Raw genomic sequence first — 25,954 nt, forward strand, 5'->3', positions numbered from 1 at the left:
GAGCAAAGCGAAGGATCTCATTGTTCATTTGAAGTGCGAGATTCTTCGCTACGCTCAGAATGACAAGGCGCGTAATGTGTCACTCCCCGCCCATTGCCTTGATGCGGCTGGACAGTGAGAACAGGCGAATAAAGCCTTCTGCGTGGGACTGGTCGTAGACGTCATCTTCGCCGAAGGTGGCAAAAGACTCCCGGTACAGGCTGTTGGGGGATTTCTTCTGAATCGCCGTTACCTGACCTTTGTACAGTTTCAATACCACGCTGCCGGTAGCATCTTCATTTAATGCTTCAGCGGCGGCGTACAGGGAATCCTTGAGCGGGGTAAACCAGCGGCCATCGTATACCAGGTGGGCAAACTGTTCCGCCACGGTGGTTTTCCAGCTGCGGCAGGTTTTATCCAGTATCAGTTCATCGATGGCCCGCAGCGCACTGACCAGCAGCGTGCCCCCGGGGGTTTCGTAACAGCCGCGAGACTTCATGCCCACCAAACGGTTTTCGACAATATCGATGCGGCCAATGCCATGACGTGCGCCTTTTTCATTAAGAGCTTCCAGCACCTGGAAAGGCGACATGGCAACGCCATCAACGGCAGTAATTTCACCCTTTTCTATATCCAGAGTCACCAGCTCCGCTTCGTCCGGCGCCTGCTCCGGGGAAACGGTCATGGTCCACACACCATCGCTGGGGGCGTTCCAGGGGTCTTCCAGTTCACCGCCTTCATGGGAGATATGCAGCGCATTGGCATCGCGGCTGTAGATTTTGGTGAGCGAGGCGCTACAGGGAATGTTGCGTTCCTCCAGGTACTCCAGCAGGCTTTCCCGCGAGGTTAAATCCCACTCCCGCCAGGGGGCAATTACGTGCAGGTCTGGCGCCAGAGCCGCAAAGCAGGATTCAAAGCGCACCTGATCGTTGCCCTTGCCGGTACAGCCGTGGGACAGCGCATCGGCACCCACTTTGCGGGCCACTTCCACCTGGGCCTTGGCGATAATGGGGCGCGCAATACTGGTACCCAGCAGATAATCGCTCTCGTAGATGGCACCGGTTTTAAAGGTGGGATACACATAGTCGGCGACAAACTCGTCTTTCAGGTCGACGATATAGCAGCTGCTGGCGCCGGAGGCGATGGCTTTTTCTTCCAGACCTTCCAGTTCTTCATCCCCCTGCCCCACGTTGGCGGCAAAGGCCACTACTTCGCAGCCGTAGTTTTCCTTCAGCCAGGGAATAATGGCGGAGGTATCCAGGCCACCGGAGTAGGCCAGTACGACTTTTTTTACGGTTTTTTTGTTCATGGTCATTTTAAATTCCTCATTCATAATTCGTCATTGCGAGGAGTGGAACGACGAAGCAATCTCGTCACCTACACTCCTCTGCCAAATTGAATAGATTGCCGCGGTCGCTGCGCTCCCTCGCAATGACCGCGTGCGCTAACTAATTTCTGTGCCTACCGGCTCACCCCTACACCATTGCACAATGGCCTGAGGCTGTTGCCAGGAGGCGATTAACACCTTGCCGCCGGTGGCTTTGGCTGCCGCCAGCGCCGCACGTACTTTTACCGCCATGCCGTCGATAATCACCCCGGCGGCAATCAATTGTTCAATTTGTTGCTCATTCAGTTTGGCAATGGGTTGGCGGTCGCCATCCAGCACCGCCGGCACATCGCTCAGCAGCAGCAGGTCGCCGTTAATGGCTTTGGCAATGGCTAACGCCGCATCATCCGCGTTGATATTGAGCAGCGCTCCATTGGCTGTATCACAGGCGATACTGCATATCAGTGGGCAGAAATCAGCCGCCAGCAATTTTTTCAGCGGGGCCGCATCGGTATTGATCACCTCACCAACCTGCCCCAAATCATCCGCCAACAGCGAGGCTTTGCAACCGGCATCCACCAGGCTCAGGCCAATGGCCTGTGTGCCCGCTGCTATGGCGCCGGCAACCAGTTCTGTATTGGCACAGCCAGCCAGGGCACCGGTAATAAAGGGCATCTGTGCTGCCGGGCTTACCCGCAAACCGCGACGACGCTCTACCTGAAAACCGAGCCGGGACAGCCATTCATCCACCAGTGCGCCACCGCCGTGTACCAATACCCAGGGGCGCGCGAGCTGTGCAAGCTCGGCAAACAACGCTTGTTGCGCGCTGTTGTTATTCAACAGCGCACCGCCCACCTTGATAACCAGTGGCTTGCTCATAGGGGCACCATTCCCATTTGCTGAGGCCAGCCAAAGTGAAGATTGACGCACTGCAACGCCTGGCCTGCCGCGCCTTTCACCAGGTTGTCGATAGCGGCCACCAGAATCACCTGATTGCCCTGGGTGTATACGCCGATATCACAAAACGGGGTTTTCTCTACGGCCTGGATAGACGGCACAGGCTGATGAGACAGCCGCACCAGTGGTGCATGCTGGTAGGTGTCAGCAAAGTGGCCGCGCAGGTCGGCTTCGTCTACCGGTTGTTCCAGAGTCACATTGATGGTTTCCAGGATTCCCCGCTTAAACGCACCCAAGTGAGGTGTAAAGATCACATCCCGTTCCACGCCCTGCACAATTTCCGGGGTATGGCGGTGGCTGAAAATGCCGTATGGGTGCAGGCTTACCTCGCAAAAATGCGAACCCGGCTTGGCCTTGCGGCCAGCCCCGCTGACGCCGCTTGTGGCATTGATGACCGGTGCCTGCACAACCTGGTTGCCGGTTTGCTGGCAAAAGCTCAGCAGCGGTTTCAGCGCCAGTTGCGCCGCAGTGGGGTAACAACCGGGCACCGCCACCAGTTGCGCGTTGGCAATGGCATCGCCGTTCCACTCTGCCAGACCGTATACCGCTTTTCCCAGCAGGTCGGGGCGCGGGTGGGTAAAGCCGTAGTACTTGTCATAGAGCGCCGGGTCTTTCAGGCGGTAGCCGCCGGAAAGGTCAAAGATGGCAACGCCGGTATCGACAATCTTGCCAATCACATTGGCGCTAACTTCATGTTCCGTGGCCAATACCACCGCATCCACTTTGGCCGCCATAGACGCGATATTTTCATCGCTGCTGGCTTCCAGGGCAGGCAGTGGCAGATGGGCCAGCTCCGGGCAAAACTGGCCCGGCGTTTGGCCCAGGTAAACGCTCTGCGGAGATACCATCAGAGACACAATTTCCAGCTTGGGGTGCTGGCTGACCCAACGACAAAATTCCAGGCCAGCGTAACCACTGGCACCAATCAGGGCTAAATTTTTCACAGTCGCCTCTTAGCGAACAAATTGTTAAATATGTGCTATGAAATAGCAGAAAGAGTTACGCGCAGTTTACTTGATATGCAAGCAGCAAGCGCGAAAAAAAGCGGCTTAACGTCGTCGGATAGCCGGGAGGAGTGGTGCTTTGTTGATGCCGTTGAGCATGCAAAATATCATGGTAAAAACGCAATTAGCGAAAAGATGCGGCAAGATACCGTTTTGGCGGGTTTTATGCAATAGTTCACTGCACCCTAACGCCCGTCATCCTGAGGGAGTAAAGCGACCGTGAGGATCTCACAGCTATCAAACTCTGAGATTCTCACGTCGGCTACGCCTCCTCAGGATGACAGTAATCCAGATACTGATTATGTCATTTCTCGAACACTACAAAACCCTGATTGCCACACCCAGCATATCCAGTGGCAATCCGCACTGGGATCACTCCAACCGGGAGGTGGTTCAACACCTGGAAGGCTGGCTCAGCGACCGAGGTTTTGCCGTGGAAATTACCGAGCTGGAAGCCGTTCCCGGCAAGTTCAACCTGGTGGCCAGTTATGGCAGTGGCGATGGCGGCCTGCTGTTGGCGGGCCATACCGATACCGTGCCCTACGACGAAAGCCGCTGGAATTTCGACCCCTTCAAATTGACCGAGTCAGACAACAAACTCTACGGTCTGGGCAGCATCGACATGAAAGGCTTTTTCGCCTTTGTACTGGATGCCATCAACGGCATGGATTTGAACAAGTTGCAAAAACCTCTGCGCGTGCTGGCCACCGCCGACGAAGAAACCACCATGGCGGGCGCCCGCCAGCTGGCCGCGCAAAAAAGCATTCGCCCGGACTACGCCATTATTGGCGAGCCCACCTCCATGCAGGCGGTGTACTGCCACAAGGGACACCTTTTGGAGCGCATTACTATTACCGGTCGCAGTGGCCATAGTTCCAATCCGGAATATGGACTGAATGCTATGGAGGTAATGCACAAAGTGATAACAAATCTGCTGCAAACACAACAGCATCTAAAAGAACATTTTCGGCAGGATGCTTTTGATGTGCCCTACCCCACCCTCAATCTCGGTCACATACATGGTGGAGACAACCCCAACCGTATCTGTGGATGCTGCGAGCTGCAACTCGACATACGCCCACTGCCAGGAATGGAAATATCAGACGTTTATGGATTGCTCAAAAATGCGTTAGACCCGCTTCTAAAGCAATACCCAGGGGCTATTAAACTTGAGCATTTGGACGGCACTACCCCCGCCTTCGCCGGCAGCCCGGACAGCAGCCTGGTCAAACTCGCTGAAAAAGTTTCCGGCCAACCAGCAGTGGCGGTGAACTACTGCACCGAAGCGCCCTTTATCAGCGAATTGGGTTGCGAAACCATCGTCATGGGCCCGGGCTCTATCGCCCAAGCCCACCAGCCGGATGAATATCTGGATATGAGCGAGATAAAACCGACAACAGAAAAGTTACGGCAGTTGATTGCAGAGTGCTGTGGTACATAAGCTCTTGTAGTTTTACCCTTTACAGCTAGAAAGGCGGTCGCAGACCGAGGGCCCGGACGGCCCGAGTCAATCCTGGTCGTGCCACAACCTCCTTGTAGTTTTACCACCACTCGCTAGAATACCGGCCTCAATGCCCCGATGGCACAGCTGGATAGCGCGGCCCCCTCCTAAGGGGCAGGTCTCAGGTTCGAATCCTGATCGGGGCGCCATTTCCCCAACGGCAAAATCTCCGATGAACGCACTAGAAACCCTGAAAAACCGTGTATCTACACCTCGCTTGACCGCACCCGCCCCCGCAGGCGAGGTTCTGGCAAATATCAAACAGGCCGCCATGCGCGCTGCAGACCACCGCATGTTGCGCCCATGGCGTTTTCTGGTTGTTGAAGGTGGCAGTAGAAATAAATTGGGAAAGCTGTTTGCAGAAGCCAAAGCCGCAGATAACGGCCCCATATCTGCTGAAGAAGCCGCTAACTGGGCCAACAAAGCCCATAGAGCCCCAATGATTATCGTCGCCATTGCCAGCTGCAAAGAGGACGACAAAGTGCCGGAAATTGAACAAATCATTTCCGCTGGCTGCTGCGTACAAAACATGCTGAATGCCGCCTACGCCCAAGGTGTAGGCGCCGTGTGGCGCACTGGTGACTTTGCCTACCATTCCACAGTGCGCAGTGGTTTGGGTATTGATGAACATGAAAAAATCGTCGGCTACCTCTACCTGGGTACCCCCGAAGGCCGCCAGAAGCCAGCTCCGGAAATCGATACTGAGCAATTTTTCAGCAACTGGTAACGTTGATTTTAAAACCGCCCTTGTGTAAAGTGCGCGACCTTCACGGTGAGGTGTTCACGTGGCCGACTCGAAGCGAAAGCGGAGAGAGCGTCAAGCGTAGCGCCGACGACCCGCAGGGCGAAGGCGTTAGCCTGAATAACGAGCACAACGTGCTCATTCGTAGTTGTTTGAAAGCACAATTTAGTTTTACACGGTGAGGTGTCCGAGTGGCCGAAGGAGCACGCCTGGAAAGTGTGTATACGGAAACGTATCGAGGGTTCGAATCCCTCCCTCACCGCCAATATTCCTATCTAAGTCTTTGTTTAAAAAAATTCTATTGCTCACTTATTCTTGAACAGACAAGGAAACCGACAGACTGGTTTCTTACTGTTATTTCCCAAATACCCATCGTAAAAACCGGCACTTTTCAGCCAATTTCTCCCTTACAACGCTTAAATTAAGAATAATAATGGGCAACCGGCTAATTGGCAGGGAATGGGCTTAAAGGTAGATACCCTCCGCACAGCGAACATCCGCCACAGTTGAAGCCCGCTGCCGGACAAGTTCAGCGGTAGCTGCCACCAGGTCCTCATTACCTGTTACCTTAACACCCGGCTTCAGCTCCAGATTATTCTCAAAGCCAACCCGACAGTGTCCACCCTGTTTGATCACTTCGTCCATTATCGCCAGTTCATTGGGGCCAAAGGCGCAAACCATCCAGGGCGAGGGGCGCTTGAGGGCGGACAGATAGGCTGGCAGCTGTTCAACTTGGGCGGGCTGCTGTCCATAGCGGCCAAGTACTAACAACAACAAATGCCTGTCACCGGGGATCACGCCTTGCTGACACAGTTGTTCATACCACTGGATATCCTCCGGGCTATAGAGAATATACTGTACATGAACCTGATTTTTCTGTAGCCGTGCGAGAAATTTCCCACCAGTATCAATGGCCGTTTCGTCGGCAATATATTCACGCAGCCCCAGCGATACATATTCCGGAATCAGAGCTTCCACAGCCGCTATTTGCTGCTGTACGTTAAAAACCCCTGCCGCTTCGGAACTCACCTGTATCAACAACTGGTCACCAACTCGGCTCCGTACTGCAGCTATCGCCTTTTCATAGCGCCAGGGATCGAGGGAGTGTTTGCCTTCATCATCGCGGACATGCAAGTGCAGCATGGCCGCCCCCGCATTGACACAAGCCTCAGCAGTATCTGCAATTTCTGTGGGTGTGATCGGCAACGCCGAGTGGTCAGACTGGGTGCGGCGAGCGCCGTTTGGTGCCACCGCAATCAGAACCGGCGACCGGCTGGCATCAGTTGGCATACACAATACCTGCGGCGATGCCAATCTCTGGTGCCACAGTGTAAAAATCTGTCACCGGTGCATTGCCACCTGCTTCTCGGTGCGCAGCGGCGGCGGCAATCCAGGTATGCAATTCCATGGAGCCGATACCACCCTCTTCGACCAGCTTGTATTGATCCCAGTGATCATATTCTTCCAACGTATTGCGGCTTAAAACGTCCAAAAAGCGTTGGTCGGACTCCGCATTCAAACGCATGTCTTTAGGGCCACGCTCTCCGCGGGCAATCATGGCAGCACCTTCGTGGTGCATCACGTCAAGGCGCTCTATCCACTGGCTGGGAGTCAGGGATTTGGGGTCGTCACCGCCCGACAGTTTCCAGGCTTCCACCGCTTCTTCACCGGTGCCATGTTCAGGATAATAGCGTGTTGGATGGTGAGACATGCCACCAGAGGCCAGTAAAAGTACGCGCTTGTTCAAACCCTTGACAAAGCGTCCCACAGCGGCGCCCAGCATACGAGAACGCCGGAAAGGTACAAAAGGCGTGGTGATGCAGTTGATAAAAACAGGAATCGTTGGGCGAGCCATCAAACTGCCTGACATTACATGCAGGGTTTGGGAAAAGGCATGGTCGACAACCATTTTGTATGACACAGCGGCATCAACATCCTGATCACGCAAGGATTCCACACATTGGGTGGCTAGCGTTTCAGGCACATCAAGCGGGCCGGCAAAACCACCGATATCCCCTGCCGCTTCTGCTTGCAAACCAACACAAAATGCCGGCATGGTTTTCAAGAAAAAGCCGTTAAAGTGATCCGCCCCAAAAGCAATAATCAGCTCGGGATCAAAGGCTTCAATGGCTTCAGCTCTGGCCTTGAAAGATTTCTGCAGTCCCTCCCAATCCTGAGGCTCTTTTTCATAGCAGTACAGTAATGGTGAGTGTGACGCACAAATTAGCTGTGTAGACATTGGTTTACCCCCTACAGTTATTTATTTTGACCAATCGGACCCGTGTTTCCCGCCCCGACAAAAATGCGAGTGATGTGGCGCTCCTGTATCAACCAGCGACCATCCTCCCAGCGGTACACATCATCAAAATCGGCCACCAAAAAAGGCTCTGCACCATCAATAGGTGGTTCGCCATCCCGGGCGAAGGTCATACATACGCTGTGTCCGCGGGCAGATGTTGAGCTCTCCAAAGTCAATTGCAGCCCGGTAGCCATATGCCGCGCTGTGCGGGGGCCCGCTGCGGTGCGTTTGCGTATTTGCTCAACGATGGCCTCCCGCCCCTCGCTGCGACGAGTACCGTGGGTGTAGAGCGCATCTTCAGTAAACAAGCTGCCAAATTGATCCACCAGGTTGTTGTCCAGGTAATGGGTAAAGGCATTATTCAGTTCGGTCAATGCAAGCCGGGTTTCCAGTTCAGCCAACCGATCCAGATTGTTCATAGCTCCCCCTTTAGATAGATTTCATGGCCAATTTTGCTCTTTTTTTCCTCTCCCAACATCCTCATACATGGGGGTGGAACAGAAAATTTCGTCATCGTTTGGAGGCTAGTCTGATATACAGGTAGATGCCAGTTTGGGCACCCGGCGTTTCTTATCGCGGAATTGCTTATACGGTGTTTTCACCTCCACCGCCAAGAAAGAGCGTGAACAGCTCTTTGTGGGTTCTGATGTCCAGCTTGAGGTATGACCGCTTGCGATGGGTAATAACCGTGGACTCAGCAATGTGGAGGTCAGTGGCAATTTCCTTGGCGGTTTTACCCAACAGGGTGTGCTCGCAGATATCCCGCTCTCGCTGGGTTAATTTGTTGAATGGCCCGGCTTCGCCACTGATCAGAGTGTGTATCAGTTGGGTAATTGGAACCACTTTTGCGTTCTGGCTGCCGGTCGCTTGAATACTTTCCTGCAAGCGATAATGATTGACGATCAACTCTGTGGTTAGCGGCAACAGATAGCTGAGTATTTTCAAATCCTCCTGACTATAGACAGGCGACGGTAAAACCCGGTAAAACGAACTCAACACCCGCAATTTGTCAACACTGGCAATGGTGGACACCTTATCCACCACACCGGCCTTGGTATAAAAGAAGTCGACGTAATCGTCATCAGATATGTCATTAATATTAAAAGGAATTAATTGCTCGCCCCCTGAACCAGGGCTTTTGAGCATCGGGAAATTCGGGTCTCGGTAGTATTCCTTTTCATACTTTTTGGCCAGATCAGACGCCTTCTTCTCGGGCACCACACCAACGGTAAAGATGGTATAAACTCCCACTCCTCGCTGGTAGGTAGAAACCACGCAATGATCCACCTTCACATAGCGGTTGAGAAAGCGCCATAGCTGGTCAGTAAAAGCTTCGCTTCCACTTTTATTAATCACCGATGATATTTCACCCATAACATGGATGTGCTTTTTCAGGTCTGTCATAGTCCAATATTTGTTCAGGGGAGCAAGCATATTATTGCTCACAACCCTGGCAAAAGAACAGACTGAAAATCACCGCTGTCCCACAAAACCGATATTGCAGGAAACACTATCGGGCACTACATTTGGCAAATAATTTTTAGCTACCCGAAAACACCACTGTTTTATTATTGCCATCGAGAAATACCCGTCCTTCGATATGGTATTTCACCGCTCTGGCCAAAGCGCGGCACTCATTATCGCGCCCGATGCGAACCAGGTTTTCCGGTTTAAAGTTATGGTTCACCCGGGTCAGAACCTGTTCAATAATCGGCCCTTCGTCAAGATCAGAGGTGACATAATGAGCGGTAGCACCGATCACTTTAACGCCTCGTTCGTAGGCCTGGTGATAAGGTCTGGCTCCTTTAAAGCCAGGCAGGAATGAATGGTGAATATTGATACAGCGGCCAGACAACTGCTGACAAAGATCGTCGGAAAGTATCTGCATATAGCGGGCCAACACCACCAACTCCGATCCAGTTTCCGCCATTATTTCCAGCAGCCGGGCTTCCTGCTGCGTTTTATTTTCGGGCGTTATTGGCAAGTGAACAAAGCGAATTCCTTCACGCTCCGCAGTGTTACGGAAATCAAGATGATTGGATACAATCGCCGTCACCGCCATATTCAGGTCGCCCTTGTGACAACGATATAGAAGATCATTCAGGCAGTGGTCGTACTGGGATACCATTATCAGTACTTTCACAGGCCTGGATTCCGGCCTGACTGCCCACTCCATTGAAAACCTGTCAGCTACCTGGGAAAAAGCCTTCTGAATATTTTCAAGGGAAACACCATCGTTCAAACAACGGAACACTACTCTGGTAAAAAAGCGCTGTGTGGAATCGTCGTCAAACTGTTCTAACGCGCTAATGTCACATTCACAACTTGCCAGGCATCCGGATATGGCAGCCACAATACCAACACCAGAAGCGCAACTCGCGGTCAGGATATAACGTTCTTGCATAATTATTTTTCAAAGACAGGAATGGGAGGGACTGGAAAGCACTGCCCGGCAGTGCCTTCCATAAAACAGTGATTCCGGATTAACCCAGAGCTGTCTTGCACATAACCGCATTGATGGTGGTTTGCTTGTGCGGCTCCACTGTGAGCTTGCCGGTAACACCTTCCGGCTCACCCCAGGTAATGGAAACCTCTTTGCCGAATTCCACGGCATCTTCATCGATAATGCCGATGGAGAACCAGCTACCCGCATTAACAGTGAAAGCGGCATAAACGGAGAGGCCGACTTTTTTGCCGTCGATGGTCACTTCGTCGTAAGGAATGGTGGCGTAGTGGGCGGCTGGCGCTTCCAGATATTTGTAACCTTCACCGTAGCCGTTGTACCAGGAGCCATAGATTTTCTCTACGTCTTTCTGATCCCAACGCAGCCAGATTTTGCGACGGTGCTTGTCATCTTTTTTCGCCAGCAATGCTGCGCGCCCGACAAATTCGTGATCCCAGTGAATCAGGCGGTGGTAACCTACGTCCCATGGGTCCAGATAGTAGTCTTCCAGGTTGTCGCTCATCAGGCTGCCGCCGATGGACAACATACCTTCAAACCCACCAGCGGGCAGCCATTCCCGGTAGGCTTTCATCTCATCGCCTTCGTAAATGGCAGGCATTACAGAGCCCACCCAACCGGATTCCGGGCCAGCGGTGGAGTACACACGACCACCACCGGCTTTCAGACCAAATTCTTCACCCGCTTCCATCAGTGCAGCGCGCACGGCTTCACGCTCCTCGTAGGGGCCCCAAAATTCCATACCCGGTGCACCGGCCATGCCGTGACGCAGCGCGGTGACTTTATGGCCGGCAATGGTGAATTCGCACATACCGAAAAAGCGGGTTTCCGGCAGTGGGCCACCGTGGGTTTTTTCCAGAATTTTATAGGCATTTGGCCCTTGAACCTGCAAGCGGTAGGTTTGACGCTGGCTGTCGCCCTCCACAACCCGGATATCCACTTCCAACTCAACATCGTAGTCGCCAGTCTCCGCCTTAAACCTCACCCAGTTAGCCGCCGCGGGCTTGCCTACCAGATTAAATCGACCATCCTGCAAGTGGAACACAATGGCATCACCAATAATGAAACCCTGTTCATTGCAAGCTACAAATTGTGCCGCTGTCAACGGTTCAAAGTTGGTGTAGTCATTGATGGAAAGATCGGACAACAGCTTAACTTTGTCTGGCCCACTGATGTACAGGTCGGTCATGTGGTAAGACTGATCGAACAGCACCGCTGTATTGGCCCAGGCCCACTGCTCATCGCGCCAGTTGGTGTGCTCGGAAGGAACCGGAAATACGTAAAACCCAGTGGGCGAATTTCTCAGAGCATCGCGCATGTTGCTCACACCAGCAAATTTTTGCTCCAGACTTTGTTGTGCCATGATCTTTCCTCTCAATTCCTGTGGATTGTTAAAACACGTCAATCTTTTCATAGCCCGGCCGGAACAACATCCCCATTAAGGGGGACAGAAGTGTTCATCACTCTGACAGCCAGTTTCTCAAGCAGGCAGTTACCTCATGGGGCCGTTCCAGAGTAGTCATATGGCCACAGCCTTCGATAACTGCCAAACGTGCGCCGGGCACCATGGCGGCCATTTGCCGGTGGCGCACCAAGGGAGAATAGCTGTCCTGGCGGCCACACAGAAACAAGGTTGGGCAGGAAATCTGGGCAAGTAATGGTGTCGCATCTGACCGCGACAACATGGCAGTGTTCATATTTGCCAGGTCTTGCGGGGTCATGCGCAACAGCATATCGCGAATACCCGAAATTAACGCGGTATCCGTCACTCGATCCGAATGCACCATTCCCGCTATCCAGGAGTCGACAATAGTACCCATACCTTGCTGGCGCGCTGTTTGGTTCTGTGCTGAACGTTTACTGTATTCCGCCTCTGTGGTTGAGTGAACGCCAGTATCCAGCAGCGCCAGCCGGGTAATCCGCTGCGGTGCCAGGCGCATCATTTCCAGCGCAACACGCCCACCCATGGAGTGCCCCGCCAGAGCAAATTGATCCGGCGCCTGCTGCAAGATAGCTTCCGCCATTGACGACAAACAGTTGTGGCCACGCAGATCGGCCACGGCAATATCCACTACATTCGCCAGCGCTTTTACCTGGTGTTGCCAAACCCACTCATCACAGAGAATGCCAGGCACCAATATCAGGGAAGGTTTTTGATCAGCCATCGGGCTGCTCCAACAAAATGATGCCGCAGCCAGTCACACCGGGCAGGGTGTAATAGCTGTAGTGGGTTTTGGCCCTGCTACCAAGTGCTGCACGCATGGCATACCACATCAACAGCTCCCCCGCTTCCGTGCCCGCCACTTTTTGAATTTTTTCCACCGGGGTGGCCATCAGTTCGTCCAACCCGGTTTCCAGAGTGTCCAGGAAGTAGCGATCAAAGCGTTGATTGGTCAAACCAAAGCGGCTGCCATGTAGTTGGTGGGACATGCCACCGGTGGACAAAATCACAATGCGTTCGTCGCTGTCGTAGGCAGCAATGGCATCTCTCAGGCACTCCCCCAAATATTTCATACGCTCCGCGCGTACAATGGGGTCGATGGTAAAGTTAATGGCAATGGGCACAATGGGCAATGTCCAGGGGACATCAAACAGATAGGGGTACCAGGAGTTGACCCCGTGGTCCACTTCCAGCTCCTGACAAAAGGTCAGATCGAAATCCCGGCTCATCAGGCTGCGGGCTATGTAGCTGGAAAACGCGCTGTCGCCCGGAATATCGGGAAAATCCCGCTTTCCAAAGCCCTCATCCGCGAAGGGAAAGCGATCACCCAAACCTATGGCCATTGTGGGGACTTTAGAGTAGTCAAAGTAGTTGTGATGGTCGTTGTATATCACCACCATTTTGTCTGGCTTATGTTGCTTGAACCACGCTTTTACCGGCTGCACACCGTCGTACCACTTTTTCCATTTCAAGTCCCACCCTGTGGCCATGCCTTTGTCGTAGTGATAGCTCATTGACGGCGTATGAGATACCCCCAGCCCTGCAATCAGCCTGGCCATCAGTCAATATCCCCCGGCAGCAGATCGATATCTCTGGGCAGTGATTGCTCGAAGCTGCGCCAGTCTTCCCCGCACATGTCCGCACCAATATTCAGGTGGCTTTGCCCTACGGCATTGGCAATGGTGGTCATGGCAAACAAATGACCACCATTGTCCACCAGCGAGCACCAATCCCGACGCTCTATACGGTCAATTTCTTCTTCCGTTAATCCGTATTCCTGCATCACTGCACGGCCATCTGCTTTAAAACGCTCCCGCAGCTGCGGGGATTTCATGGCTTTGGCAAAGGCATTGAGCTTGTAATTTTGGGTACACTGCTCAATGGTAAAAATATAGGTAGACGGTGGCTCCAAACTTAAATCGACCGATGAACTCACAGTATCACTTACCTTTATTTGTTTTTATATTTCTCGATCCAGCGAATGGTTTCTTCTATCCCGCCAAATGGATAAAAATGGAGTCGAACACGACCGTGTTCGGAGGAAAAGCGCTCCGCCAGTGCATCCACAAGTTTTTCCGGGCCGGCGACGTTCATAAGGCGACCCAAAGAAATACCGTATTTCTTTAAAACGGACATGGATGCCCCCACTCCACAAATTTTTGCAAATTTCATCAAGCGTTTTATATTTGCCGGCCCCGGCACACCAACCCGCACTGGCACTTCGATACCTCGCTCACGCAGTTCGCACAACCACCTCAACAACGACTCAGGATCAAAGACAAATTGGGTAACAATAAAAGGCGTCATGCCACGTTTTTCAATTTCTGAAATTTTTATTTTAAGAAATTTCCATAACACATCATCATTTATTTCCGGGTGGCCGTCCGGGTGGCCACCGATGCCAACCACCTTGATACCGGACTGTTCAAAGATTCCGGTTTGCAACAACTGCATGGTGTCTTCAAAAGGCCCTTGCGCCTTGGGCGGGTCGCCTGCGATGATCAATACTCGATCCACTTGCGCTTCTGCAACGCAACGCTGCACCGTTTGCTGCAGTTCTTCAACACTGGAAATACGGCGCGCTGACAAATGCGGCATGGGTTCAAAGCCCAAGGAACGAACAGTGCAAGCGGCGCCGATTCGGGCATCCGCATCGTCTGTCGGCAAATAGGGAATAGAGACAGCTGCGCCTTGCTTCAACAGTGGGGAAACATCTCTAAGTGCCTGTTGTTCTCTTGCCGTAATTTCCAGTGAATAGCCTTCCAGAATGTGCTCCGGGTCCCGGTCCCAGGCCGGATGTATAGAGGCATAACTCATTTCGTCACCGCGCGATTCAATTTTTGATAATGCATTCAGGAAGATTCCAGCAACTGCCTGACTCCGGGCCAGGCCTTGCCACCCCACTCCCCATGCTGCTGCCGGTCAGGATTGGGCTTGTCGACAACACAGAGCTGATAGGAGGGCCTGGACTTGACTCGTTGCCACCAATCATTGACTTTTGGCATGGACAACCAGGCTTCCTGAAACTGCAACTCGTCGAGACGTTCTATCAAAGGGGTCATTGCCGTGTCAGCCAGGGAATAGGTGTCACCCGCCAACCACTGGCGTTCCGTCAAAGTAGCTTCCATCAGTGTCAACATGCCTTGCATCCCGGCGACATCTATCGCAAAGGCGGGATTGTCAAAACCCAGTTCGAGAATGCTGCGTCGCCGTTCCCGCTTTACCGGGTCCACCACATTGTTGATGTAGGCCTCCAACTCCTGTGGCGACTTTTCCAGTATTCCGGGGCGCATGGATACAGTGTAAGTAAGCATGCCGATAATCGAAAGGTACTCATCGGCCTTCTTCATCCACCACAGGGCGCGGGCGGCACCCATGGCCGCAGCCGGTTTTAATGAAGGGCCCGAAAAGGCATCATCGATGTAGTTGATAATGACCGTGCTTTCGGTAAGCACCTGCCCGTCATGAACCAGGGTGGGCACCACCCCGTTGGGGTTTAAAGTGCGGTACGCCGGCGTGGACAGATCGGCACGGCTCAGCGCTCGCTCATGGTATTCCACGCCCTTTTCTGCCAGCGCCAAGCGCGCTTTCAGACCACAGGTGGCACCGTAAAAATGATAGAGTTCCAGCATAATGTTTATACTTCTGTAAAAAATGGAAACACAATCATTAACCTGGCGGCAATTGGTACTGGGTTAACAAGTGTTCTAAACACCCTGCTCCACTATGGACAAAGAGCGATTACTCTCAAACTAAAATAAGCCCCTGTTTCACCATATGGAATAGCCAACGCTAAACTTTTGCGACAGCATCACCTGTCGCTATAGTCTCTGTTAAACATGTAACCATTAGAGAATTTACCATGAGGCTTGCAACGGTTCTCCACGATGACACGATCAAGTTAGTTGTGGAATGGGATGACAATCATCTGCTGCATTTGCAACAGGCCATTGAATTTTGTTGCGAATCTGGCGCACCAACTCCAACGAGTATGGAAGGCCTGTTGCAACAGGGGCAGGCGGGTATCGACCAGGCTGAAAAGGCTCTGGCGTTCGCCAAAGACAACACAAACACATTCAATCTGATCCCCAAAAAAGAGGTGGAGTGGTTACCACCGGTTACCCGGCCGGGAAAAATTTGCGGCGTGGCGATGAACAATTCCGCCAGCAACAATCGCAAAATCAGCGCACCGGAACACCCGGCTTTTTTCCTTAAGCCACCCTCTTGCCTGGTAGGGCATGAACAACCTGTCCAAATCCGCTCTTATTACGGCAGCGTCCACCCGGAGCCCGAATTGGCTGTAGTAATCGGCAAGCCAATGCGTGACGTGGATGCGACTGATGCTCTCGACTATGTGGCCGGTTACTCGATTTTTAATGACATTACCGGCAATGGCATGCGCGCCGAAGACCTGTTTCAGTACTGGGCTATCTATGCCAGGGCAGACAACCCGGACGAGACCCAGCGCGTCGAACAGCACCTGTCTTACGCCGGCCGCTATAAGGGCACTGATACCTTCGGTGTTTTGGGGCCCTGGCTGGTAACAAAAGATGAGATATCGAACCCGGACGATCTTGACGTACACTGTGCAGTGGGCGGCGACACCATTGCCGAGGACAGTACCCGTTACTACAACTACAAGGTCGCGGAAGTGCTGAGCTTTATCAGTCAGTTCCACACCCTGAATCCGGGCGATGTGGTTTCCTGCGGCACGGCCTTCAAGCCATCCGCCAACCGCAAATCCATCCACAATGCCAACTTCCAGAAAGTGCCAGGGCCTGTGTCAGTGAGCATTCAAGGGTTAGGCACCCAGAAAAACCCGGTAATTGTCGAAGATCGCCCGATTGGTAACTGGCGTTTGAGCTAATCTCACTATTGCCTTGATGGAGCACTAACCATGTCCACAAACCAATCCGCACAAGACATTTTCCAGAATCCTCGTTTTCAAAAATTGATAAAGCGCCGACAACGAGTAAGTTATCTGTTGAGTTCTTCAGTATTAGTCATCTATCTGGCTTATAACCTGTTAGCCGCTTATCTGCCCGATACCATGACCCTGAAAGTCGGTGAAAGCCATATGACTTCAGGCGTTCTCGCCACTCTGGTCATCATTGTACTGATGGTCATCGCATCCAGCATTTATACATTTTGGGCCAATACCCGCTTTGATCCCCAGAAAGATCGCATACTTAAAGAAATGGGCATATACGCTGAATCACCGGGTGACGAACAATGAGAATACGCATTCTTCTGTGCTCTGTATTACTCGCCATAACACCGACTCTGCCGGCGGATACCATCCAGGGAGCTGTAGACAAACAACCCCTGAATATAACGGCCATTGCACTGTTCTTTACCTTCGTATTAGGCACTTTGGGAATCACCAAATGGGCCAGCAGCCGCTCCAGATCACGTCAGGATTTTTACACCGCAGGCGGTGGCATTCCCGCCTGGCAGAATGGCGTTGCCATCTCCGGCGACTTTCTGTCAGCAGCCACTCTGCTCGGCTTTACCGGTGCCCTTTACGGTTTTGGTTTTGATGCCCTGCTCCTTGCTATCGGTGTGGTTTGCACCTGGCCAATTATCCTGTTTCTCATTTCCGAGCGTTTGCGCAATCTCGGCCGTTTTACCTTTGTGGACGTATTGACCTACCGTTTATCCAGTACCGGGGTGCGGGTGATATCTGCTCTGGGGTCACTGAGTGTGGTTGTTTTTTACCTGATTGCGCAAGTTGTCGGTGCTGGCAAGCTGGTGCAACTGCTATTTGGTCTTGATTATATTTACGCCGTTATCTCGGTGAATGTGCTGATGATCATCTATGTCAGCATCGGTGGGATGCTGGCCACCACCTGGGTTCAGTTTATCAAGGCGGTGCTGCTGGTGACTGGCGGCACCATCATGGTGCTGCTGTTATTGGCGGCCTTTGACTTCAGCATTGATCGTATTTTGCAGTCAGCCACCGAAACTCATCATCTGGGTGCGAAGCTTCTGAGTCCCGGCAACTGGATCACCGACCCAATGGCGGTTATCTCCCTGGCGCTGACGTCTTTGTTTGGCTTTATTGGCCTGCCTCATATCCTGATGCGTATGTTTACGGTAAAAGATGCTGGCGATGCGCGAAAATCATCGTTCTACGCCATTGGCATCATGTGTTATTTCTACCTGCTGATTATTCTGTTCGGCTTTGGTGCCATCTACCTGCTACTAAACAGCCCCGAATATTTTGACAGTGCCGGGAATCTCATTGGTGGCCAAAATATGGTCGCCCTGCATGTGACTCATATTCTCGGCGGCGATCTGCTATTGGGCTTTATGTCTGCGGTGGCTTTCGCCACCATTCTTGCTGTGGTTGCGGGGCTGGCCCTGGCTGGCGCCGCCACTGTCTCCCATGATCTATACAGCAGTGTTATCAAAAAAGGCCGATCAAATGTCGAGGTGGAGCTTAAAATCACCAAGGTTGCCGTCTGGGTGCTGGGGCTCACCTCCATCCTGCTGGCCATAGCCTTTGAACATCAAAATGTCATTTTCATCGCCACGCTGTCATTGGCCGTAGCCGGTTCCGTTAACGCTCCCCTGCTGATCGCGGTAATGTACTGGCGTGGACTGACCAGTCGCGGCGCTGTCTGGGGGGGCGCTATTGGTTTGGCATCATCCATTGTGTTAATTATTCTCGGTCCCAATGTATGGACGGCTGTGCTGGGCAATGAACAGGCTATTTTCCCGTATCAATATCCAACTGTGGTTTCCATGCCCTTGGCTTTTATCGCCATCTGGTTTTTCTCAGTGACAGACAAAAGTGCACAAGCGCAAACGGAAAGGGATGCCTACACGGAACAATTGGTGCGTTCTGAAACCGGTATTGGAATTGCCGAAGCATCAAACCATTGATGGCGTCTGGTATATAATCCGGCGACATGACCAAAGCCATTCAACCTATTTTGCGAGCACTCAGTATTTTGCAGTCGATGAATCGTCGGCAGATGTCCACCCTGGGTGAATTGCAGCAGGATACACAGCTCCCCAAGCCCACCATCCACCGGCTGCTGGGAACCTTGATTCAAGGGGGCTATGTCCAAAAAAATGAGGATATGGGGATTTACTCTTTAACCTCCGAAGTGCTGTCCCTCTCTGACGGTTTCCATGACAACTCTTTTTTTGTAGAAGCCGCAGCCCCCATTGCCGAAAAAATCACACGGAAGGTAAAGTGGCCGGTGGCAGTTGGCAACTACGATGTGGATGCCATGGTGGTGCGTTATTCCACCCGCAGTCATTCTTCTCTGACTATGCGCAATACCACTGTCAACCAGCGCTTCCCCATGTTGGCAAGTGCCATGGGGCAGGCATATCTGGGTGCCTGTTCAGGGCAGGAGCGGCGGCAGATATTGTCTACATTGAGGAACCTGGAGAGCGACAAAAGCGCTTTGATTCATAGCCGTTATCACCTTCGCACCTTGCTGAACAAAATTGCCCGACAGGGTTATGGACTGCGTATTGGCAATACAGGTGAGTCGTCCCACTTATCGGTGCCGGTTATGAGCCAGCAGAACATTATCGGCGTTATTGGCATTTCCCTGTTCTCCTCTTGCTACAACGAAGATACTCACCAGGAATATTTTCAGTTGCTAGAGCAAGCTGCCAAAGATATCAGTGTGCAGTTTGAACGACTACACGATAGCTAACCCTCTCACCCCTTACGGCAAACACCATCATGCTTTCGGTTAACCAACTCCGCCAGAATCGTGGCTTTCTGATTTTTCTCGCAGGTTTGGTTGCCCTTGGGCCTTTTTCAGTAGACACCTATATGCCGGCTATGGGTGAAATGAGTATTTTTTTTGGCGCAGACAGGGTTGCCGTCAACCTGACTATCAGCTTCTACCTGTTGGGGGTTTCGGTGGGGCAGTTTCTCGGCGGCCCACTGTCGGACCGGTTCGGCAGGAGGCCGATAGCCCTTGCCGGTCTGACATTATTCACGCTGTCGTCTCTGCTGATAGTTTTTGCCCCAACCATCGAGGCCGTGCAATTATTGCGCGTTACTCAAGCCATCGGCGGCGGCTTTGCCGGTGTGCTCAGTATGGCGGTGTTGCGGGATGTGTATAGCCCTGACGAGGTCAGCAAAAAGATGGCCAACGTCATGCTTGTAATGCTGATAGCTCCTTTAATCGCACCGATTATTGGCACCCTGCTAACGCATTTGGGGTGGCAGTTTATTTTTGTGCTGTTGACCGTTATCGGCCTGACCATAGTACTGGTCAACTGGAAGTTCATACCAGAAACCTGTCCGCCAACCACGCAAACTTCTGACAATCCTCCCATACTGGCCAATTACAAAACAGTTTTACTCCATACCACCAACGGTCGTTACATCGCCCTGCGTTACGCGCTCTTTGCTGCATTGAGTGGTGGCATATTTATGTGCTATCTGACCAATGTGGCAACGGTATTCATTAGCCAATTTGGGCTAAGTAAATGGCAGTTCAGTGGGATTTTTGCCACGAACGCCATTTTGATTATGGCCGGTAATCGCTTGTCCCATCGACTGCTAAACCACCACTCAAACCAGAAAATTTTATCCTTGGCCAGCAGTACTCAAGTGGTTTTGATCGGCCTGGGTCTGGCTGCAAATGCCATATACGGTGAACAACTTTTGTTCAACCTGCTCACCTTCTCGTCGTTAATGGTGGCTTTTGGCATGATTGGCCCGGTAGCATCCGGCTATTATATCTCTCTGTTTAGCGAACACACGGGCACCGCAGCTTCGCTCTTCTCAACACTGCATTATATTGTGGGGCCTGTGATAGCATCGCTATCCGCTCTGCTGTCCGCACAAGCCGTATGGCCGCTGCTGACAGTTATGCTGGGTTGCGCCATTGTTGCCAGACTGGTTTTGCCTATGGTGAAACAGCATTAACCGTTTTATTGGGCGCACAATACAAAAGGGCTGTAGTCAGGAAGACGGATGCCTGTTTAGCAACAAAGACAAAATAAGCGCAAAGCTAAGCGCCATGACAAAGATACCAAACCAGACAATAATCCCGTAGCTCTCACCACTGAGCAGACTGGCAGCCACTGCCGGTCCGGTCGCCACGCCACCGCCAATAAAAATGTTGGTGGTCACAATCACCCGCCCGGACGCGTCAAGCGCCGATAAAGCGGCCAGCATAAAGGGCAAGACAAAGGTCCAGGCGTACTTGAACAGCGACGCCGCCAGCAGATAGCCTGCACTTTGCACGCTGCCCAGCAGCAATAACAGAGCCACCAGAATCGCACAAAAACCCACAGGATAGCGATCAGAAACAGGCCTTTTACCGGCCACTTGAACCCCGTCCCGGCCAGTTGTTCGGCATCGACGTGTTCACTGGCCCTGGCGGGCAAATGTTTGAGGGTAAAAAATCCGCAGGCGGAGAAAAGTGCAAAGAACAGTAACACACCGTTCATGCCAACCAGTCGGAAAGCCGTGGGCATGACCAGCAAACCCAGCGCGCCATAGATCAACACCCAGGTAATCACATAACCAAAATTGCGATCCGCTAAGCGGGTGAGCCCCATCATGGTAAAGGCCAGCGAAATAATGCCGCCAAAACCCATGCCAGTGATAAAGCGGATAACAGAAAGGGTATTAAAATCCGTGACAGAAAAAGAGGCCAGGTTGCCAGCTACCGCTACGCCGAGAAAAACCGACGTCAGTAGACGCCAGCTAAAGCGAGAGGACAGAAACACCATCAGCACTGTGCTCGCGGCGACACCAAACATTTCAATAGAAGCAATGTAACCCGCTTCTTCCTGACTAAACCCAAGGTACTCTACCAGCCCCTGAACATAGCCCGGCTGGAGGATAAAAACGCAGACGCCAATCACCGACAGCAGAACAAAAGAAGTAATAGAGCGCGAGGAATTGATATCTGACGTGGCCATGGAAACCCTTATGGTTTAGTTTTTTTGCTTCACTTGGCTAATTAAAGGGTTCAAGAATACTGCTAATAAACGGTGATGTTTTATCTTTTTCGATCGATAGATTGCCATTTTGAATCAACCTATCTCAATGTGAATCCTCCACCGGCTAAAGCCTGTAGCTTGAGGTTACGGTTTAAAAACCGGATCGGTCGGCCCTTCGCTCGACTCATTTTTTCCAGCCCCGGGTAAACATTCACATACTGGCAAGAATCACTCCGAGGTTTATCGTCAGCGCCATTTCCGCCTGCGCGGAAATGGCGGAACTTTTGAGTCTCTCAGCTATTCATCTGGCGGCAAAACTATGCCATTTGCGGATGGATAAACTTCCATGGCGATGTTTCGGAACCTGTGGGCACCACTACATCAATCAATGCCGGCTTGTTGTCACTGATGGCGCGCTCAAGTACAGGTTTTAGCTCCGCCGGGGAGGTCACGCGATAACCGGCAACACCAAAGGATTCCGCCAGCCTGACGTAGTCCGGGTTGCCTGCAGCCATGTCTGCGCCAATCACATGACCATCAAACCGGGTTTGCTGATCCCGCAGCACATTGCCATAGACCCCGTTGTTAAACACCAGGGTCACCACACCAATATTGTGCTGCGCGGCTGTTGCCAGCTCCTGCATACCAAACATAAATCCGCCATCACCGGTTACGCTCAACACAGCTTTATCAGGGTTGGCCACTTTGACGCCCAGCGCGGTGTTAAAACCAAAGCCTAAAGTCCCCTGGTACCCCGGGGTAACATAGGTTCTGGGTTCATAGACCGGAAAGCCGAAATTGGAGGTAAAACCCATCTGACAGAGTTCTTCAACAAAAAAGCCATCGCGGGGCAGTACATCCCGAATCAGGTTCAGATAGTCCATTTGCGGCTGCACTTCCTGGATATCCGCCAGTAATTTCGCCTGCACTTCTTTAATACGTTCGTGATTGCCGGATGAAGACACATTGGCAGCTGCCAGCTTATTCAGCAGTGCTGTGGTTGCACTGGCCGCATCGCCCAGCACATTGACGTCAGCCCTGATCCGGCCAAATTCTGTCGGGTCGATGTCGATACGAATGATCTTCTTACTCTCAATCGAGGTAATCCGCGTCATCATGTCGCCCCAGCGCATCAACTGAAGTTCAGCGCGGCTGCCGATGACAATCAGCACATCGGTGTCTTGCCATAATGCATAGCCAGCAGGCGCGCAGACACTGAAATCCGACTCGTCGGAAACCACACCCTTACCGCTGCGAAATGCGGTAACCGGCGCTTCCAGGTACTCCGCCAGACGGGTGACCTCCGCACTGGCATCCAGGGCACCACCGCCCACCATAATCATGGGATTTTTGCTTTCTGCCAGAATCGCAACAGCTCGATCTACGGCATCATGATCAACTTCTACAGACGGAATATCCGGTTTGACGTAGGTCTTTTCCGTGGTTTGCGGCAGCACGTCCCAACTGGCCTGAATAGTCACCGGCCCCTTGCGACCACTGTGCATATGGGTAAAGGCTTCGGCCACCAGAGCGGGTGCCTGATCCGGCTCGGCGATATGCCCTGCCCATTTCACGACACTTCGCAAAGTGGATAACTGATCTTTCAGTTCGTGCAGGTGGCCCCGGCCTGAACCGACAAATTCTGCCGGCACTTCCCCGGTCAGACAAATCACAGGCGCGTTAACACCCGCCGCCGTCACCAGACCTGCCGAGGCATTAAGCAGGCCGGGGCCCGGCACTACAGAACAGGCGCTGGCGCGCCCGGTAGAACGGGCGTAACCCATGGCCATATAAGCCGCACCCTGTTCATGGCGCGGGGCGATAACATTGATCTTGCCGGCGGTATTGTGGCAGGCATCAAATATCGGGTAGGTCTGGGCACCGGGAATACCGAAAAGGGTATCAATACCGTCTGCCAGCAGACCATCCACCATAATGTCAGCGATTCTTTTCACCATTTATTTCTCTCTATGCTGCGGATTCTGGCTGTAGAGTTTTGGCATCCAAAAATGCCTGAGCCACTCTGTTGACGTTGGATTGGGCTAATGCGGCAAAATTGATGCGGGCGTTGGGCAGCATATAAATACCGTGTTCCGTTTCCATGTGCGCCTGTTGATCTGGCGATACCGGCAGGCAACTGAACATGCCCTTCTGTTGCTCCAGAAAAGCACCGTTAAAATCCGGGGCGCGATCTTCGATGGTGCTTCGCAACAAAGTGCGCAAGCCATAAATACGCAGCCGCACCGCATCCAGTTCATCGCGCCATGACTGCCTCAGCTGATCATCTGCGAGAATTGTAGCCACCATTTCTGCGCCATGGTCAGGTGCCATAAAATAAAGGCCGCGGGCAATGTCACGAAGTTTGCGATAAGCATTGCCTTTGTATTTGGCAGACTCGTTGAATATCAGGGAAAGTAATCCGGCACGTTCGCGGTAGACGGTGAACGACTTGGACGACGATAGCCCCACCATCATCTCCGGTACCTTCGCGGCCATGACTTGCATGCCTTTGAGGTCTTCCTCAATGCCGTCACCAAAGCCTTGATAGGCAACATCCACAAAGGGCAGCAGCCCTCTTTCACAACACAGGTCAGCCAGCTGGCTCCACTGCTCCAGGCTGGGGTCGGCGCCAGTGGGGTTGTGACAGCAACCGTGCAACAGCAACACATCACCAGGCCTCGCCGCCTCTCGCAAAGTGGCCAGCATTTGGTCAAAGACGAGCTCTGCGTTGATTATGTCGTAGTAAGGGAAGTACTTGACGTCCAGCCCGGAATTGCCAAAAAAATCAATCTGGTGCCCCCAGTTAGGCAAAGACGCCCAAACCCGACTGTTCGGAGACAGGCTCTTGATATATTCAGCCGCTAACCGACATGCAGCTCCCGCGCCCGGTGTCTGGGCAGAGGCAACCCCTTGGATAGCGCCACCATCAAGCAACTCACCAAACAGCATGCGTTCCATTTGCTCAATGTAAAGCTGGTTGCCCAAAGGACTGCGGTAACCTTTATGCCCGGCCTGCGCGACCAATCTTTTCTCCGCCTGTAGCACGGCATCAAACACAACAACTTCGCCCTGTTCGTTGCGATAGATACCGAGGCCAAGATCCAGGCTGGAAGCGTCTGAGTTGGTCCGCAACCGGGTTTGAAAGCCTTCAATGGGGTCGTCCTGGTATTGGGTAATTTGACTAAACACGAATACTCCATCAGTAGTATAAACAGGTGGATGCTTAATGAAGTATACCGAAGCAAATTATTCATTTTGCGCCATTCAACGATCACCAGGTGACAGCTTGCGATATTCCGTTGGCGACATTGAGGTCCAGCGTTTAAACGCTCGGCTAAAGTTGCTCAGGTCGTTAAAGCCCATTACCCGGCCAACCTCCTGGATGGAAAAATCCGGGTTTTCCATATACTGCAATGCCCTCTCCCTGAAGACTTCTTCCACCAGGCTCTCAAAAGAGGTATTGCATCCTTTTAATTTCCTCTGGAGTGTTCTGGTGCTCATATTAAGCTTTTCGGCAACCTTATCGAGTGAGACTTCATGGATTCCCATGGCTGAAAGTATTTGTGAATAGACGCTGTTTACCAGGTCCCCCCGCAGCAAGCGGGCAAGATATTCAGTAGTCACCTGTTCGTTTTTGGCCATCAATGAGCTGTTTGCCGACAGCAATGGGGTGTCGAGGGTATCAACGGAAAAATATAACGCATTTTCCTCAACACCAAAGTCCACGGGGGATGCAAAAAAATCGCGATAGATATCCGGGGTGTCTACATTCGAACGTTGCAAGGTCACCCTTGCCGGTGACAGGTTCTCACCCGCCGCCCAACGGTAGAGACAAATAAAACAGGAAATCCAGGCTTCTGCACCTACCTGGGATTCATAGTCAACAATAGGAGTCCAGGTAAATTTGGCGTACTCTGAATTTTCTTCATAGTTGTTCACGGAAATGGTATCTACAACCCGCCGGTAGCGCATGAGCTTGTTGAGCATTTCCCGCAGGTTGTGACAGCTGGTCAGCATTACGCTCAGAGAATGATACATACCTGGATAAGCCGCCTCTGCCGCTTTGATGCCAAAAGCCTGACTGCCGTAGGCTTCGGCCCCCATACGCCAGGCATTGCGTACTTTGTGGGAAAGGATTCGATCCCCTGGAATATAGAGTTGTGCAATATCGATACCCGCATCGGCAAATATCTGCTCCGCATCCAGGTGATACAGGCGCATGGCACGATAGGCCACCTGCACCCAGTTGGACAACAGGGTAGCCTGTAAACCGACAGAATCTGGGACCGATGCAAACATGGCTTACACAA

General features: G+C 52.4%; 26 protein-coding genes and 2 tRNA genes. 9 read left to right on the forward strand and 19 right to left on the reverse strand.

The window, feature by feature from the left end; translation table 11 throughout:
- Positions 1-79 precede the first annotated feature (79 nt).
- From ACVBEJ_RS00440 to argC, 3 genes are all read right to left on the reverse strand, one after another.
- Positions 80-1,294 (reverse strand): argininosuccinate synthase, encoded by a 1,215-nt coding sequence (locus tag ACVBEJ_RS00440; protein WP_447127620.1) that lies wholly within the window; start codon positions 1,292-1,294, stop codon positions 80-82.
- 129 nt (positions 1,295-1,423) lie between these two features.
- Positions 1,424-2,185 carry an acetylglutamate kinase gene (gene argB / locus ACVBEJ_RS00445; RefSeq protein WP_447127621.1) on the reverse strand — a complete coding sequence of 254 codons (762 nt, stop codon included), beginning with the start codon at positions 2,183-2,185 and terminating at the stop codon, positions 1,424-1,426.
- The gene (gene argC, locus ACVBEJ_RS00450) at positions 2,182-3,207 is read right to left on the reverse strand and encodes an N-acetyl-gamma-glutamyl-phosphate reductase (protein ID WP_447127622.1); all 1,026 of its coding nucleotides are present in this window, start codon (positions 3,205-3,207) and stop codon (positions 2,182-2,184) included. The genes argB and argC overlap by 4 nt, the downstream gene beginning before the upstream one ends.
- Positions 3,208-3,568: 361 nt before the next feature.
- On the opposite strand from argC, the gene argE reads away from it, so the two are divergent.
- From argE to ACVBEJ_RS00470, 4 genes are all read left to right on the forward strand, one after another.
- Positions 3,569-4,708: an acetylornithine deacetylase gene (gene argE, locus ACVBEJ_RS00455; RefSeq protein WP_447127623.1), complete on the forward strand. Its 1,140-nt coding sequence runs from the start codon at positions 3,569-3,571 to the stop codon at positions 4,706-4,708.
- Between the two features lie 132 nt (positions 4,709-4,840).
- Positions 4,841-4,917: transfer RNA gene (locus tag ACVBEJ_RS00460), tRNA-Arg, on the forward strand.
- 23 nt (positions 4,918-4,940) lie between these two features.
- Positions 4,941-5,495, forward strand: a complete 555-nt coding sequence (locus ACVBEJ_RS00465) for an NAD(P)H nitroreductase (protein ID WP_447127624.1) — start codon at positions 4,941-4,943, stop codon at positions 5,493-5,495.
- A 192-nt stretch (positions 5,496-5,687) separates the two neighbouring features.
- Positions 5,688-5,775: transfer RNA gene (locus tag ACVBEJ_RS00470), tRNA-Ser, on the forward strand.
- Between the two features lie 200 nt (positions 5,776-5,975).
- On the opposite strand, the gene ACVBEJ_RS00475 is transcribed toward ACVBEJ_RS00470, so the two are convergent.
- From ACVBEJ_RS00475 to ACVBEJ_RS00525, 11 genes are all read right to left on the reverse strand, one after another.
- Entirely contained in the window at positions 5,976-6,800 is an 825-nt protein-coding gene (locus ACVBEJ_RS00475) for a 3-keto-5-aminohexanoate cleavage protein (protein WP_447127625.1), read from the reverse strand.
- The gene (locus ACVBEJ_RS00480) at positions 6,790-7,749 is read right to left on the reverse strand and encodes a DODA-type extradiol aromatic ring-opening family dioxygenase (protein WP_447127626.1); all 960 of its coding nucleotides are present in this window, start codon (positions 7,747-7,749) and stop codon (positions 6,790-6,792) included. The genes ACVBEJ_RS00475 and ACVBEJ_RS00480 overlap by 11 nt, the downstream gene beginning before the upstream one ends.
- 17 nt (positions 7,750-7,766) lie before the next feature.
- The gene (locus ACVBEJ_RS00485; RefSeq protein WP_447127627.1) at positions 7,767-8,228 is read right to left on the reverse strand and encodes a nuclear transport factor 2 family protein; all 462 of its coding nucleotides are present in this window, start codon (positions 8,226-8,228) and stop codon (positions 7,767-7,769) included.
- A 166-nt stretch (positions 8,229-8,394) separates the two neighbouring features.
- Positions 8,395-9,213, reverse strand: a complete 819-nt coding sequence (locus ACVBEJ_RS00490) for a helix-turn-helix transcriptional regulator (protein ID WP_447127628.1) — start codon at positions 9,211-9,213, stop codon at positions 8,395-8,397.
- A gap of 136 nt (positions 9,214-9,349) precedes the next feature.
- Positions 9,350-10,213: a formyltetrahydrofolate deformylase gene (purU, locus tag ACVBEJ_RS00495; protein WP_447127629.1), complete on the reverse strand. Its 864-nt coding sequence runs from the start codon at positions 10,211-10,213 to the stop codon at positions 9,350-9,352.
- 79 nt (positions 10,214-10,292) lie between these two features.
- Entirely contained in the window at positions 10,293-11,633 is a 1,341-nt protein-coding gene (locus ACVBEJ_RS00500) for a hypothetical protein (RefSeq protein ID WP_447127630.1), read from the reverse strand.
- A 97-nt stretch (positions 11,634-11,730) separates the two neighbouring features.
- Positions 11,731-12,435, reverse strand: coding sequence for an alpha/beta fold hydrolase (locus ACVBEJ_RS00505; RefSeq protein WP_447127631.1), 705 nt, complete (start codon positions 12,433-12,435; stop codon positions 11,731-11,733).
- On the reverse strand, positions 12,428-13,270 hold the full coding sequence (locus ACVBEJ_RS00510; RefSeq protein ID WP_447127632.1) for a DODA-type extradiol aromatic ring-opening family dioxygenase: 843 nt from the start codon (positions 13,268-13,270) through the stop codon (positions 12,428-12,430). Before ACVBEJ_RS00510 ends, ACVBEJ_RS00505 begins: the two co-directional genes overlap by 8 nt.
- A complete protein-coding gene (locus ACVBEJ_RS00515) occupies positions 13,270-13,647 on the reverse strand; it encodes a hypothetical protein (protein ID WP_447127633.1) in 378 nt (125 codons plus the stop codon). Before ACVBEJ_RS00515 ends, ACVBEJ_RS00510 begins: the two co-directional genes overlap by 1 nt.
- A gap of 14 nt (positions 13,648-13,661) precedes the next feature.
- Positions 13,662-14,528, reverse strand: coding sequence for a methylenetetrahydrofolate reductase (locus ACVBEJ_RS00520; RefSeq protein WP_447127634.1), 867 nt, complete (start codon positions 14,526-14,528; stop codon positions 13,662-13,664).
- A gap of 35 nt (positions 14,529-14,563) precedes the next feature.
- Entirely contained in the window at positions 14,564-15,343 is a 780-nt protein-coding gene (locus tag ACVBEJ_RS00525; RefSeq protein ID WP_447127635.1) for a glutathione S-transferase family protein, read from the reverse strand.
- Between the two features lie 230 nt (positions 15,344-15,573).
- On the opposite strand from ACVBEJ_RS00525, the gene ACVBEJ_RS00530 reads away from it, so the two are divergent.
- Genes ACVBEJ_RS00530 through ACVBEJ_RS00550 form a run of 5 tightly spaced genes read left to right on the forward strand, consistent with a single transcriptional unit; the run spans position 15,574 to position 20,619 of the window.
- Positions 15,574-16,578, forward strand: coding sequence for a fumarylacetoacetate hydrolase family protein (locus ACVBEJ_RS00530; protein WP_447127636.1), 1,005 nt, complete (start codon positions 15,574-15,576; stop codon positions 16,576-16,578).
- A gap of 30 nt (positions 16,579-16,608) precedes the next feature.
- Positions 16,609-16,947, forward strand: coding sequence for a DUF485 domain-containing protein (locus ACVBEJ_RS00535; protein WP_447127637.1), 339 nt, complete (start codon positions 16,609-16,611; stop codon positions 16,945-16,947).
- Positions 16,944-18,599: a cation/acetate symporter ActP gene (actP, locus tag ACVBEJ_RS00540; RefSeq protein WP_447127638.1), complete on the forward strand. Its 1,656-nt coding sequence runs from the start codon at positions 16,944-16,946 to the stop codon at positions 18,597-18,599. The genes ACVBEJ_RS00535 and actP overlap by 4 nt, the downstream gene beginning before the upstream one ends.
- 26 nt (positions 18,600-18,625) lie before the next feature.
- Positions 18,626-19,390, forward strand: coding sequence for an IclR family transcriptional regulator domain-containing protein (locus ACVBEJ_RS00545; RefSeq protein ID WP_447127639.1), 765 nt, complete (start codon positions 18,626-18,628; stop codon positions 19,388-19,390).
- Between the two features lie 29 nt (positions 19,391-19,419).
- Entirely contained in the window at positions 19,420-20,619 is a 1,200-nt protein-coding gene (locus tag ACVBEJ_RS00550; RefSeq protein WP_447127640.1) for a multidrug effflux MFS transporter, read from the forward strand.
- A gap of 36 nt (positions 20,620-20,655) precedes the next feature.
- On the opposite strand, the gene ACVBEJ_RS00555 is transcribed toward ACVBEJ_RS00550, so the two are convergent.
- The 5 genes from ACVBEJ_RS00555 to ACVBEJ_RS00575 form a co-directional block, all read right to left on the reverse strand.
- Positions 20,656-20,826: a hypothetical protein gene (locus ACVBEJ_RS00555; RefSeq protein ID WP_447127641.1), complete on the reverse strand. Its 171-nt coding sequence runs from the start codon at positions 20,824-20,826 to the stop codon at positions 20,656-20,658.
- Positions 20,827-20,828: 2 nt separating this feature from the next.
- Entirely contained in the window at positions 20,829-21,623 is a 795-nt protein-coding gene (locus ACVBEJ_RS00560; protein ID WP_447127642.1) for an MFS transporter, read from the reverse strand.
- Between the two features lie 338 nt (positions 21,624-21,961).
- On the reverse strand, positions 21,962-23,602 hold the full coding sequence (locus tag ACVBEJ_RS00565) for a thiamine pyrophosphate-dependent enzyme (protein ID WP_447127643.1): 1,641 nt from the start codon (positions 23,600-23,602) through the stop codon (positions 21,962-21,964).
- A gap of 10 nt (positions 23,603-23,612) precedes the next feature.
- The gene (locus ACVBEJ_RS00570; RefSeq protein ID WP_447127644.1) at positions 23,613-24,833 is read right to left on the reverse strand and encodes an aromatic amino acid transaminase; all 1,221 of its coding nucleotides are present in this window, start codon (positions 24,831-24,833) and stop codon (positions 23,613-23,615) included.
- Positions 24,834-24,908: 75 nt separating this feature from the next.
- Entirely contained in the window at positions 24,909-25,943 is a 1,035-nt protein-coding gene (locus ACVBEJ_RS00575; protein WP_447127645.1) for an AraC family transcriptional regulator ligand-binding domain-containing protein, read from the reverse strand.
- Positions 25,944-25,954 lie beyond the last annotated feature (11 nt).

Source organism: Porticoccus sp. GXU_MW_L64 (assembly GCF_052983295.1).

Excerpts from the sequence above, each read along its gene's own strand:
- ACVBEJ_RS00440 (WP_447127620.1), bottom strand. The coding sequence starts at position 1,294 with ATGACCATGAACAAAAAAACCGTAAAAAAAGTCGTACTGGCCTACTCC.
- argB (WP_447127621.1), bottom strand. The coding sequence starts at position 2,185 with ATGAGCAAGCCACTGGTTATCAAGGTGGGCGGTGCGCTGTTGAATAAC.
- argE (WP_447127623.1), top strand. The coding sequence starts at position 3,569 with ATGTCATTTCTCGAACACTACAAAACCCTGATTGCCACACCCAGCATA.
- ACVBEJ_RS00465 (WP_447127624.1), top strand. The coding sequence starts at position 4,941 with ATGAACGCACTAGAAACCCTGAAAAACCGTGTATCTACACCTCGCTTG.
- ACVBEJ_RS00475 (WP_447127625.1), bottom strand. The coding sequence starts at position 6,800 with ATGCCAACTGATGCCAGCCGGTCGCCGGTTCTGATTGCGGTGGCACCA.
- ACVBEJ_RS00480 (WP_447127626.1), bottom strand. The coding sequence starts at position 7,749 with ATGTCTACACAGCTAATTTGTGCGTCACACTCACCATTACTGTACTGC.
- ACVBEJ_RS00485 (WP_447127627.1), bottom strand. The coding sequence starts at position 8,228 with ATGAACAATCTGGATCGGTTGGCTGAACTGGAAACCCGGCTTGCATTG.
- ACVBEJ_RS00490 (WP_447127628.1), bottom strand. The coding sequence starts at position 9,213 with ATGACAGACCTGAAAAAGCACATCCATGTTATGGGTGAAATATCATCG.
- purU (WP_447127629.1), bottom strand. The coding sequence starts at position 10,213 with ATGCAAGAACGTTATATCCTGACCGCGAGTTGCGCTTCTGGTGTTGGT.
- ACVBEJ_RS00500 (WP_447127630.1), bottom strand. The coding sequence starts at position 11,633 with ATGGCACAACAAAGTCTGGAGCAAAAATTTGCTGGTGTGAGCAACATG.
- ACVBEJ_RS00505 (WP_447127631.1), bottom strand. The coding sequence starts at position 12,435 with ATGGCTGATCAAAAACCTTCCCTGATATTGGTGCCTGGCATTCTCTGT.
- ACVBEJ_RS00510 (WP_447127632.1), bottom strand. The coding sequence starts at position 13,270 with ATGGCCAGGCTGATTGCAGGGCTGGGGGTATCTCATACGCCGTCAATG.
- ACVBEJ_RS00520 (WP_447127634.1), bottom strand. The coding sequence starts at position 14,528 with ATGAGTTATGCCTCTATACATCCGGCCTGGGACCGGGACCCGGAGCAC.
- ACVBEJ_RS00525 (WP_447127635.1), bottom strand. The coding sequence starts at position 15,343 with ATGCTGGAACTCTATCATTTTTACGGTGCCACCTGTGGTCTGAAAGCG.
- ACVBEJ_RS00530 (WP_447127636.1), top strand. The coding sequence starts at position 15,574 with ATGAGGCTTGCAACGGTTCTCCACGATGACACGATCAAGTTAGTTGTG.
- ACVBEJ_RS00535 (WP_447127637.1), top strand. The coding sequence starts at position 16,609 with ATGTCCACAAACCAATCCGCACAAGACATTTTCCAGAATCCTCGTTTT.
- actP (WP_447127638.1), top strand. The coding sequence starts at position 16,944 with ATGAGAATACGCATTCTTCTGTGCTCTGTATTACTCGCCATAACACCG.
- ACVBEJ_RS00545 (WP_447127639.1), top strand. The coding sequence starts at position 18,626 with ATGACCAAAGCCATTCAACCTATTTTGCGAGCACTCAGTATTTTGCAG.
- ACVBEJ_RS00550 (WP_447127640.1), top strand. The coding sequence starts at position 19,420 with ATGCTTTCGGTTAACCAACTCCGCCAGAATCGTGGCTTTCTGATTTTT.
- ACVBEJ_RS00560 (WP_447127642.1), bottom strand. The coding sequence starts at position 21,623 with ATGGCCACGTCAGATATCAATTCCTCGCGCTCTATTACTTCTTTTGTT.
- ACVBEJ_RS00565 (WP_447127643.1), bottom strand. The coding sequence starts at position 23,602 with ATGGTGAAAAGAATCGCTGACATTATGGTGGATGGTCTGCTGGCAGAC.
- ACVBEJ_RS00575 (WP_447127645.1), bottom strand. The coding sequence starts at position 25,943 with ATGTTTGCATCGGTCCCAGATTCTGTCGGTTTACAGGCTACCCTGTTG.